Raw genomic sequence first — 10,100 nt, 5'->3', positions numbered from 1 at the left:
CCCCCAGCCCCCTGCGCCCCCTGCGCTACGAGTTGCGCCGGGCCACCGGGGTCAGCACGGGGTTCGTCACCGCCGGCGCTGTCCTCGTCGTGTCCGCCGTGACGGCCGTAGTGCTGGCCCGGATCGGGCACACGCCGCAGCCGCGGCTGCTGGCGGCCTGGCCGCGTGAGGTGCCGCTGCCGCCCGCGGCGCTCGGAGCGGGGCTGCTCGGCGCGCTGGCCTTCGGCGACGAGTTCCGCCACCCCGCCCTGGCGGCGGACCGCGGCACCGTGCCCCGCCGGCTGGGGCTGCTCGCGGCCAAGCTCCTCGTGTCCGCGGCGACCGCGCTGCTGCTCGCGCTGCTCACGGTGGGCTGCGATGCCGAAGTGCTGTACCTCGTATACGGACGGGAGCTGGTGGAAGTTCCCGCGGACTGGGCTGCGCTCGGCGCGAGTTGGGTGGGGCTGGTCGTCGGGTGTGCCTGGGCGGGGGTGCTGGCCGCCGGCGTCTTCCGGTCCACCACGGCGGGGCTCGCGGCCGTGGTCGCCGTACCCGTGGCGGTCGTACCGCTCGTACACAAGGTCCTCTGGGGAGCGGGCGTGCGAACGGCGGTCGGGTTCCCGGCGCGGGCGCGCGAGGTGTTCCTGCTTCGCTGGCCGTTCGGCGGCGGACGGCACCTGGCCGCGGCGGTGTGCGTGATCGCTCAACCCGCCGGTACGGCACTGGCGTTGTCGGTGACCGTGCTGCTCTGCACGTATCTGCTCGTGACCGTACGGAGAAAGGTCCGGTGACGACAGAACGTGCGCGCATGGTCACGTGTCGTGCGCAACTCCCTCAGGGAAAGCCCATTTCTTTCCGATAAGGCGTCAATTACGACGGCGTGAGCGATCACCCTTTCGTGTGCTTTTCACCAAAGCCCTCAAGGGAGTTGAGGCCGACGCCGACAAAGGATGCGTGAGTACCCTTGCGCACACCATGATGACCGCCGCCCGCTCCGCTGACTCCGGTCTCGCCGGCCCGGGCGAACTCGACCGCTACCCCTACGCCGAGGCCCCCGCCGCCGACCGCGTCGGCGTGCCCCTCTGGGAGGGCGCGGAACCCGAGCTGGGACGGGTCGGCAGCCGGCGCGCCGCGGGCAGCCGGGGCCGCGGACTCCACGGCCAACTCGTCCAGCAGCTGGGACAGATGATCGTCTCCGGTGATCTGGGGGCCGACCGCCCGCTGGTGCCCGAGGAGATCGGCCAGCGCTTCGAGGTCTCGCGGACCGTCGTCCGTGAGTCTCTCCGGGTCCTGGAGGCCAAAGGGCTGGTCAGCGCCCGGCCGAACGTCGGCACGCGCGTGCGCCCCGTCAGCGACTGGAACCTGCTCGACCCGGACATCATCGAGTGGCGCGCCTTCGGGCCGCAGCGCGACGACCAGCGCCGTGAGCTGAGCGAGCTGCGCTGGACGATCGAGCCGCTCGCCGCGCGCCTGGCTGCCGGGCACGGGCGCGAGGACGTCCAGCAGAGGCTGGCGGACCTTGTCGAGATCATGGGGCACGCCCTCGCCCAGGCCGACTCGCTGACCTTCTCCCGCGCGGACGGCGAGTTCCACTCCCTGCTGATCCAGGTCGCGGGCAACCGCATGCTGGAGCATCTCTCCGGCATCGTCTCCGCCGCGCTCCAGGTGTCCGGCGGCCCCATGGCCGGCTGCGACCGGCTGAGCGAGACCTGCCTCGCGCACCACGCCAGGATCGTCGACGCCCTCGCCGCCGGTGACGGAGCCGCCGCCGAGGCGGCCATGCGCCAGCTCCTCACGGTCCACCCCGGGGGAGAGCGAGTGGTCCCCGCGCCGCGCGAGCACTGAACCTCTCCCCGCGGGCGGTACGGCCCGGAAATGTCGCCCCCCTCCTGCGGCATCACCGGCCGGCGAACCGTCCCCCCGCCGGACCCCGCAGGATCGCTCCCGAGCCTGCGGGGTCCGGCGGCGCGACGAGGCGCGGACCGGACCGGAGCCGATCGTGTCCGGTCCCGCCCGCAACAGACCACTGACCTGGTCTGTGCGTATCTGACCATTTTTGAGTGCTTACGGGGTGTGACTCGGGCCACGAAGATTGGGCGTAACGCTCGTGGAAAGAACGCGATGACCTAAGAGGTGACAGCCGCGGAGGGAATACGGACGCCGGTCACGGCGCTGTGCATCTTCCCGGCCCCCGCCCGCGCCGTCGGCCCATCCCCAAGCCGGCGGTCGGCTCCTGTCCGTCACGGACGGGGCCGGAAGCCGTTTTCCAACGTTCCGAGAGGTTGTTCGTGTCGGCCAGCACATCCCGTACGCTCCCGCCGGAGATTGCCGAGTCCGTCTCTGTCATGGCGCTCATCGAGCGGGGAAAGGCTGAGGGGCAGATCGCCGGCGACGATGTGCGTCGGGCCTTCGAAGCCGACCAGATCCCGGCCACTCAGTGGAAGAACGTACTGCGCAGCCTCAACCAGATCCTCGAGGAAGAGGGTGTGACGCTGATGGTCAGTGCCGCGGAACCAAAGCGCACCCGGAAGAGCGTCGCAGCGAAGAGCCCCGCCAAGCGCACCACCACGAGGACGGTCGCCGCGAAGACGGTGACCACGAGGAAGGCCACCGCAACCACCACGGCCGCGTCCGCGCCCGCCGCGTCCGCGGACGCCGCCGAAGAGGCCGCGCCCGTCAAGAAGGCCGCCGCCAAGAAGGCCGCGCCCGCGAAGAAGGCCGCGGCCAAGAAGACCGCCGCGAAGAAGACGGCCGCGAAGAAGACCGCCGCCAAGAAGGACGACGTCGAGCTGATCGACGAGGAGGTCCTGGAGGACACCAAGGTCGCCGACGAGCCCGAGGGTGCCGAGAGCGCCGGGTTCGTGCTGTCGGACGAGGACGAGGACGACGCGCCCGCGCAGCAGGTCGCCGCGGCCGGCGCCACCGCCGACCCGGTCAAGGACTACCTGAAGCAGATCGGCAAGGTCCCCCTGCTCAACGCCGAGCAGGAGGTCGAGCTGGCCAAGCGCATCGAGGCGGGCCTGTTCGCCGAGGACAAGCTGGCCAACTCCGACAAGCTCGCCCCGAAGCTCAAGCGCGAGCTGGAGATCATCGCCGAGGACGGCCGCCGCGCCAAGAACCACCTGCTGGAGGCCAACCTCCGACTCGTGGTCTCCCTGGCCAAGCGCTACACCGGCCGCGGCATGCTCTTCCTGGACCTCATCCAGGAGGGCAACCTCGGTCTGATCCGCGCGGTCGAGAAGTTCGACTACACCAAGGGCTACAAGTTCTCCACGTACGCCACCTGGTGGATCCGTCAGGCGATCACCCGCGCCATGGCCGACCAGGCCCGCACCATCCGTATCCCGGTCCACATGGTCGAGGTCATCAACAAGCTCGCGCGCGTGCAGCGCCAGATGCTCCAGGACCTGGGCCGCGAGCCCACCCCGGAGGAACTGGCCAAGGAACTCGACATGACCCCGGAGAAGGTCATCGAGGTCCAGAAGTACGGCCGTGAGCCCATCTCCCTGCACACCCCGCTGGGTGAGGACGGCGACAGCGAGTTCGGTGACCTCATCGAGGACTCCGAGGCCGTCGTCCCGGCCGACGCCGTCAGCTTCACGCTCCTCCAGGAGCAGCTGCACTCGGTGCTCGACACCCTGTCCGAGCGCGAGGCGGGCGTCGTCTCCATGCGCTTCGGTCTCACCGACGGCCAGCCGAAGACCCTCGACGAGATCGGCAAGGTCTACGGCGTCACCCGTGAGCGCATCCGCCAGATCGAGTCCAAGACCATGTCGAAGCTGCGCCACCCGTCCCGCTCGCAGGTCCTTCGGGACTACCTCGACTAGGCCCCCTTCGGCCGGACGAGCGCGTACGGCAGCGAAGGCCCGGTTCCCCGGTGGGAACCGGGCCTTCGTGCTGTCCGGGGCGCGGCGCGCGCGGTGTGTGCGCTCCCGCGCGCGGGTGCGGCACCGCACGGACTGGATCACTCTGGGTGTCGCATCGTCATCCCTGAGTGAGGAGCATGTATGCGCCGTCTCATCGTCCGCGCACTGGCCAGGACGCTCGCGCTGGCCGCCGCCACCGCCGCGATACCGCTGGCCTCGGCCGCCCCCGCCGCCGCCGACCGTGTCGTCGTGGGCGGCTTTCCCGTCGACGTGGCCGACGGCCCGTGGACCGTGGCGGTGTCCAGCCGTGACCGGTTCGGCGGTACGCGGGCAGGCCAGTTCTGCGGCGGGGCCGTGGTCGGGCCGACCACCGTGCTCACCGCGGCCCACTGCATGGGGGAGGAGGTGCTGGGCGGGCCGCCCGGCCGGGTGCGCGACCTCAAGGTCATCGCCGAACGCACCCAGCTGCTGTCCGGAGAGGGGCGGGAGATCGCGGTCAGCGAGGTGTGGGTGAATCCGGGGTACGACGCCGACACGAACGCCGGGGACTTCGCGGTGCTCACGCTGGTCGAGGCGCTCCCGCAGAGCGACGTCATCGGTATGGCCGCCGCGGGCGACACCGCGTACACCCCGGGGACACCCGCCCTCGTCTACGGCTGGGGGGACATCACGGGGGGCGGGGACTACGCCACGGGGCTACGGGCCGCTCAGGTGCATGTGCTGTCCGACGCCGATTGTCTGCGGGCCTATCCGGGGGGTCGTGAAGGCGCCTATCTCCCCTCGAGCATGCTGTGCGCGGGGGAGGCTCAGGGCGGCAAGGACGCCTGCCAGGGCGACAGCGGCGGACCGCTGGTCGCGGAGGGCCGGCTGATCGGCCTGGTGTCGTGGGGGAGCGGCTGCGGGCGTCCTGGCAGCCCGGGGGTCTACACGCGGGTCTCCGACGTCGTCACCCGTCTGCCCGGGGCCTGACAGGCCCGGCAGGGGCCTTCTCGCAGTGCCGCCTCAGGTCTGCGGTTCGCCTCGCCCCGGTTCGGTGTGCCCGGGGTCCGGGGCCGGTGTTCCGAAGGAGCGGGGCCGCCGTGGCGGCGGTCGCTCGGGTGGGCCCGGTGAGCGGGCCTTTCGCTGATCCCGACGAGTGCGAGCGGCCGCCCCGCGAAGGGGGCGGCCGCCCGCATGCGCCGGTCAGTGCCGGAGCTGGCTCGTCGTGGTGCGAGGATCAGCGCTCTTCGTCAGCGGCAGTGCTGGGAGCGGAGGTCAGCCGCTCGGTCTCGTCCTGTATCTCAGCGGCGATCTTCTTGAGTTCCGGCTCGAACTTGCGGCCGTGGTGGGCGCAGAAGAGCAGTTCTCCGCCGCTCAGCAGGACGACGCGCAGGTATGCCTGGGCGCCGCAGCGGTCGCAGCGATCGGCGGCCGTCAGCGGGCTCGCGGGGGTCAGAACAGTAGTCACGTCGCCTCTTCTCTAGCTCGACGAGCTGTCGTACCAGGGTCAACATCCAACCAGCCCCAAAACGTTCCCGCTCGTGGCTTTTCCTCGAAAAAAATCTCCGAGGCGGCTGGCTGCTGCCGGTTTGGCGGCGAATGTGCCGTATTGCGTGTCTGTCTTGCTTACGGTTTCGCGCTGTCGGTCATGGTCGGGTCCTCCCGGCGGGGTTGCCGGTTGTTCATGAGGACGTGCCCGGAGCCTAAATGGTTCATGCCTCCAAGGGAACGTGATGTGCACTTCACCCCATCGAGTTATCGAACACACATGCGATGCTGGACTAGTCTGTGGAGGAGCACGAGGGTGGCGTTACAACGGCTCTACCAGGCCTCGGTACCCTCTCACCGGTGACCGAAGCCGCGCCCGTACCCACCAGGGCCCCATCTGAAATTCAGCGAGGAGCGAACCGCGTGACCGCCGAAACGTCCGTGTCGTCCACAGCGCTGCTGGCAGGAGCAGAGCGGGACGGTTCCAACTACACCGCGCGGCACCTGCTCGTCCTCGAAGGGCTCGAGGCCGTACGCAAGCGCCCGGGCATGTACATCGGCTCGACCGACAGCCGCGGCCTGGCGCACTGCCTCTGGGAGATCATCGACAACGCCGTCGACGAGGCCCTCGGCGGCTACTGCGACCACATCGAGGTCGTCCTCCACGACGACGGCTCCGTGGAGGTCCGGGACAACGGCCGGGGCATCCCGGTCGACGTCGAGCCCAAGACCGGCCTGTCCGGCGTCGAGGTCGTCATGACCAAGCTGCACGCCGGCGGCAAGTTCGGAGGCGGCTCCTACGCGGCCTCCGGCGGCCTGCACGGCGTCGGCGCCTCCGTGGTGAACGCCCTGTCCGCCCGGCTCGACGTCGAGGTGGACCGCGACGGCCGCACGCACGCCATCAGCTTCCGGCGCGGCGTCCCCGGCGCCTACAGCGGTGAGGGCCCCGACGCGAAGTTCGAGGCCAAGAGCGGTCTGCGCAAGACCAAGAAGATCCCCAAGACCCGCACCGGCACGCGCGTGCGGTACTGGGCCGACCGGCAGATCTTCCTCAAGGACGCCAAGCTCTCCCTGGAGACGCTCCACCAGCGCGCCCGGCAGACCGCCTTCCTGGTGCCCGGCCTGACCATCGTCGTCCGGGACGAGTTCGGTCTCGGCGAGGGCGGCAGCAAGGGCGAGGAGTCCTTCCGCTTCGACGGCGGCATCAGCGAGTTCTGCGAGTTCCTCGCCACCGACAAGGCCGTCTGCGACGTCCTCCGCTTCACCGGGCAGGGCACCTTCAAGGAGACGGTCCCGGTACTCGACGAGCACGGCCAGATGACACCGACCGAGGTCACCCGCGAACTCGGCGTCGACGTGGCGCTGCGCTGGGGCACCGGCTACGACACCACCCTCCGGTCCTTCGTCAACATCATCGCCACCCCCAAGGGCGGCACCCACGTCGCCGGCTTCGAGCAGGCGGTCACCAAGACGCTGAACGAGGTCCTGCGCGCCAAGAAGCTGCTGCGGGTCGCCGAGGACGACATCGTCAAGGACGACGCCCTGGAGGGCCTGACCGCGGTCGTCACCGTACGGCTCGCGGAACCCCAGTTCGAGGGGCAGACGAAGGAGGTCCTCGGCACCTCCGCGGCCCGCCGCATCGTCAACAACGTCGTCTCGAAGGAACTCAAGGCCTTCCTGACCTCCACCAAGCGCGACGCCGCCGCCCAGGCCCGCGTCGTCATGGAGAAGGCGGTCGCCGCCGCCCGCACCCGTATCGCCGCCCGCCAGCACAAGGACGCCCAGCGTCGCAAGACCGCCCTGGAGTCCTCCTCGCTCCCCGCCAAGCTGGCCGACTGTCGCAGCGACGACGTCGAGCGCAGCGAGCTGTTCATCGTCGAGGGCGACTCCGCGCTCGGCACCGCCAAGCTCGCCCGGAACTCCGAGTTCCAGGCACTGCTCCCGATCCGCGGCAAGATCCTCAACGTCCAGAAATCGTCCGTCACGGACATGCTCAAGAACGCCGAGTGCGGCGCGATCATCCAGGTCATAGGAGCCGGTTCGGGCCGCACCTTCGACGTGGACGCGGCCCGCTACGGCAAGATCATCATGATGACGGACGCCGACGTGGACGGCTCCCACATCCGCTGCCTGCTGCTGACCCTGTTCCAGCGCTACATGCGGCCCATGGTCGAAGCCGGACGCGTCTTCGCCGCCGTGCCGCCCCTGCACCGGATCGAACTGGTCCAGCCGAAGAAGGGCCAGGACAAGTACGTCTACACGTACTCGGACCGCGAGCTGCGCGACAAGCTCATGGAGTTCCAGACCAAGGGCATCCGGTACAAGGACTCCATCCAGCGCTACAAGGGCCTCGGCGAGATGGACGCCGACCAGCTCGCGGAGACCACCATGGACCCCCGCCACCGTACGCTGCGCCGCATCAACCTGTCCGACCTGGAAGCCGCCGAGCAGGTCTTCGATCTGCTCATGGGCAACGAGGTCGCCCCGCGCAAGGAGTTCATCTCCTCCTCCGCCGCCACACTGGACCGCTCCCGCATCGACGCGTGAGCGCGCCGCGCGGTCGGCGGCCGGGACCCTGACGACGACCCCCGGGGCCGTCTCCACCCCAGGGTGGAGGCGGCCCCGCGTCATGATCCACCCCGGCTCCACCCCTGCTCCGATCCCGTGACCAGCGCTTTTCCGTACCTTCGAAGCGTCGGCGGATCCGCCGTCGGCTCCGGTCGCTCACGGAGGTCCCATGTCCGGGTCCCTCGGCGTGCACCAGGACACCTCCGCCCTGCTGCCCGCCCTCCTCCTCACCCTGCTCGTCCGCTCCGGGGTCCTTCCGACGAGGCCGCGGAGCCCGACCGTCAGGCACGTCCCGACCCATGCGTACGTCGACCGGGCGGCGCGGTCGACAGCCGCGGAGGCGGCCGACCGGCCAAGGAAGGAGCGGGTGTGACCGCCGAGAACACCTGGACGCGCTGGCCGTCCCGCGAAGCCCTGGGCGGCGCGGGGATCACACGGCCCCGGCGGCTGCTCGCCTGGGCGGTGCGGGCCGTCGCGCTCGGCGCACTGCTGTGGTCGGCCACCACCGACGGCCAGGTGCACGGCTGGACCGCTGCCGCCGCCGGTGCCACCGTCGTCGCCGTCACCGCCCTCACCGCCTGGGGGTTCTACCGCACCACGCTCGCCCACCGCCTCGCACCCTCCCTCGCGCTGGCCGTCTCCCTCCTGGCCGCCGGTGCCCTCGCCCACCTCACCGGGTTCGGGACAGCCGCACAGGTCATCTGGTGCGCCTGCGGCATCGGCGCCCTGGAGCGCCTGCCCCTGGCGGCGGCACTGCCCGTCACCTGGGCCTGCTTCCAGGCGTACGCCACCGTCGGCGACGGCCCCTGGCCGGCCGCCCTCGCGACCACCGTCGGCCTTGCCGTCGGCGGGTACGCGCTGCGCCTGGACGCCGAGGCCCGGGGCACCGCCCAGCGGCTCCTCGCCCAGGAACGGGCCGCACGGGCCGCCGAAGCGGAGACGGCCGCCCTCGCCGAACGGGCGAGGATCGCCCGGGAGATCCACGACGTACTCGCTCACAGCCTCTCCGCCCAGATGGTCCACCTGGAGGCGGCCCGGCTGCTCATCGAGCGCGGAGCGGACCGCGAGCAGATCCTGGAGCGCGTGGTCGCCGCCCGCGGGATGGCGCGCGACGGCCTCGCCGAGACCCGGCAGGCCCTCTCCGCACTCCGGGGCGAACTCACCCCTGTGGAGGACTTCCTCAAGGAGCTCGTCGACCGCACCGACGGCGCGGATGTCGTCGTCACGGGTGAACGCCGCGCCCTGCCCGCCGAGGCGTCCCAGGCGGTGCGCAGGGTCGCCCAGGAGGCGCTGACCAACGTCGGCAAGCACGCACAGGGCGCCAGAGTGCGGATACACCTGGACTACGGCCCGGGCCAAGTGGCGCTCCAGGTGCGCGACTCGGGCGGCAGACGGGGCGAACTCGCCGGCACCGGCAGCGGGTACGGTCTGCTCGGCATGCGTGAACGCGCCGAACTGCTCGGCGGTTCGCTGGAGGCCGGGCCGGGCGAAGAAGGGTTCGTGGTGACGCTGAAGGTACCGGGATGAGCCAGGGAGAGCAGACCCGCACCGCGCGGGTCGTGGTGGCGGACGACCAGACCGTCGTCCGCGAGGGCATCGTCATGCTGCTCGGCCTGCTGCCGGGCATCGAGGTCGTCGGCTCGGCCGCCGACGGGCACGAGGCGGTGGAACTGGTCGCCGAACTCGCCCCCGACGTCGTGCTGATGGACCTGCGCATGCCCCGATGCGACGGCGTCGAGGCCACCCGGCGCATCCGCGCCGAGCACCCCGGCACCCAGGTCGTCGTCCTGACCACCTTCGCCGACGACGACTCCCTGTTCGCGGCCCTGCGCGCCGGCGCGCGCGGCTACCTCACCAAGGACGCCGGCGGCGACGACATCGTGCGGGCCGTCACCAGCGTGCTGTCCGGTGACGCCGGGCTCTCCCCGGGCGTCCAGCGGCGGCTGCTGGAGCGGCTGTCGGAGACCGAACCGCCCCGGCCCGCCCCCTCGGAGCCGCCGGACGGGCTCACCGCACGGGAGCAGGAAGTGCTGGTCCTGATCGCCGAGGGACTGAGCAACGCGCAGATCGCCCGCCGGCTGCATGTCTCCGTCGCCACCGTGAAGACCCACATCAACAACCTCTTCGCCAAGACCGGCATCAAGGACCGGGCGCAGGCGGTGCGTTACGCCTACGCGAAAGGCCTGGCCCGCCCGCCCGCACCCTGAGTCACCTGATGGG

General features: G+C 71.1%; 8 protein-coding genes and 1 pseudogene. 8 read left to right on the top strand and 1 reads right to left on the bottom strand.

Features of this window, described 5'->3' with window-relative positions; all coding sequences use genetic code 11:
- The 4 genes and pseudogenes from MTQ10_RS06425 to MTQ10_RS06410 all read left to right on the top strand — a co-directional run.
- A pseudogene (locus MTQ10_RS06425) lies at positions 1–770 on the top strand (ABC transporter ATP-binding protein); the annotation flags it as partial.
- A gap of 163 nt (positions 771–933) precedes the next feature.
- On the top strand, positions 934–1,824 hold the full coding sequence (locus MTQ10_RS06420) for a FadR/GntR family transcriptional regulator (protein ID WP_247463155.1): 891 nt from the start codon (positions 934–936) through the stop codon (positions 1,822–1,824).
- 443 nt (positions 1,825–2,267) lie between these two features.
- Complete coding sequence (locus MTQ10_RS06415; protein ID WP_247463153.1) at positions 2,268–3,806, top strand: RNA polymerase sigma factor; 1,539 nt, start codon at positions 2,268–2,270, stop codon at positions 3,804–3,806.
- A gap of 180 nt (positions 3,807–3,986) precedes the next feature.
- Positions 3,987–4,814: a serine protease gene (locus MTQ10_RS06410; RefSeq protein ID WP_247463152.1), complete on the top strand. Its 828-nt coding sequence runs from the start codon at positions 3,987–3,989 to the stop codon at positions 4,812–4,814.
- A gap of 247 nt (positions 4,815–5,061) precedes the next feature.
- On the opposite strand, the gene MTQ10_RS06405 is transcribed toward MTQ10_RS06410, so the two are convergent.
- Positions 5,062–5,292 carry a DUF7455 domain-containing protein gene (locus MTQ10_RS06405; RefSeq protein WP_247463150.1) on the bottom strand — a complete coding sequence of 77 codons (231 nt, stop codon included), beginning with the start codon at positions 5,290–5,292 and terminating at the stop codon, positions 5,062–5,064.
- Positions 5,293–5,735: 443 nt separating this feature from the next.
- On the opposite strand from MTQ10_RS06405, the gene MTQ10_RS06400 reads away from it, so the two are divergent.
- The 4 genes from MTQ10_RS06400 (at position 5,736) to MTQ10_RS06385 (ending at position 10,087) form a co-directional block, all read left to right on the top strand.
- On the top strand, positions 5,736–7,859 hold the full coding sequence (locus MTQ10_RS06400) for a DNA gyrase/topoisomerase IV subunit B (protein WP_247463148.1): 2,124 nt from the start codon (positions 5,736–5,738) through the stop codon (positions 7,857–7,859).
- A gap of 190 nt (positions 7,860–8,049) precedes the next feature.
- Positions 8,050–8,253, top strand: a complete 204-nt coding sequence (locus MTQ10_RS06395; protein ID WP_308404545.1) for a hypothetical protein — start codon at positions 8,050–8,052, stop codon at positions 8,251–8,253.
- Entirely contained in the window at positions 8,250–9,407 is a 1,158-nt protein-coding gene (locus MTQ10_RS06390; protein ID WP_247463145.1) for a sensor histidine kinase, read from the top strand. Before MTQ10_RS06395 ends, MTQ10_RS06390 begins: the two co-directional genes overlap by 4 nt.
- Positions 9,404–10,087, top strand: coding sequence for a response regulator transcription factor (locus MTQ10_RS06385; protein ID WP_247463143.1), 684 nt, complete (start codon positions 9,404–9,406; stop codon positions 10,085–10,087). The genes MTQ10_RS06390 and MTQ10_RS06385 overlap by 4 nt, the downstream gene beginning before the upstream one ends.
- Positions 10,088–10,100: the final 13 nt, after the last annotated feature.

The sequence above is a fragment of the Streptomyces sp. XM83C genome, assembly GCF_023072675.1.
Lineage (GTDB): Bacteria > Actinomycetota > Actinomycetes > Streptomycetales > Streptomycetaceae > Streptomyces > Streptomyces thermocoprophilus.
The sequence above is the reverse complement of the archived record's forward strand: the minus strand, read 5'-3'. Positions and strand labels throughout refer to the sequence as shown.

What these genes read in the sequence shown, in the direction of transcription:
- MTQ10_RS06410 (WP_247463152.1), top strand. Translation starts at nt 3,987, where the DNA reads ATGCGCCGTCTCATCGTCCGCGCACTGGCCAGGACGCTCGCGCTGGCC.
- MTQ10_RS06385 (WP_247463143.1), top strand. Translation starts at nt 9,404, where the DNA reads ATGAGCCAGGGAGAGCAGACCCGCACCGCGCGGGTCGTGGTGGCGGAC.
- MTQ10_RS06395 (WP_308404545.1), top strand. Translation starts at nt 8,050, where the DNA reads ATGTCCGGGTCCCTCGGCGTGCACCAGGACACCTCCGCCCTGCTGCCC.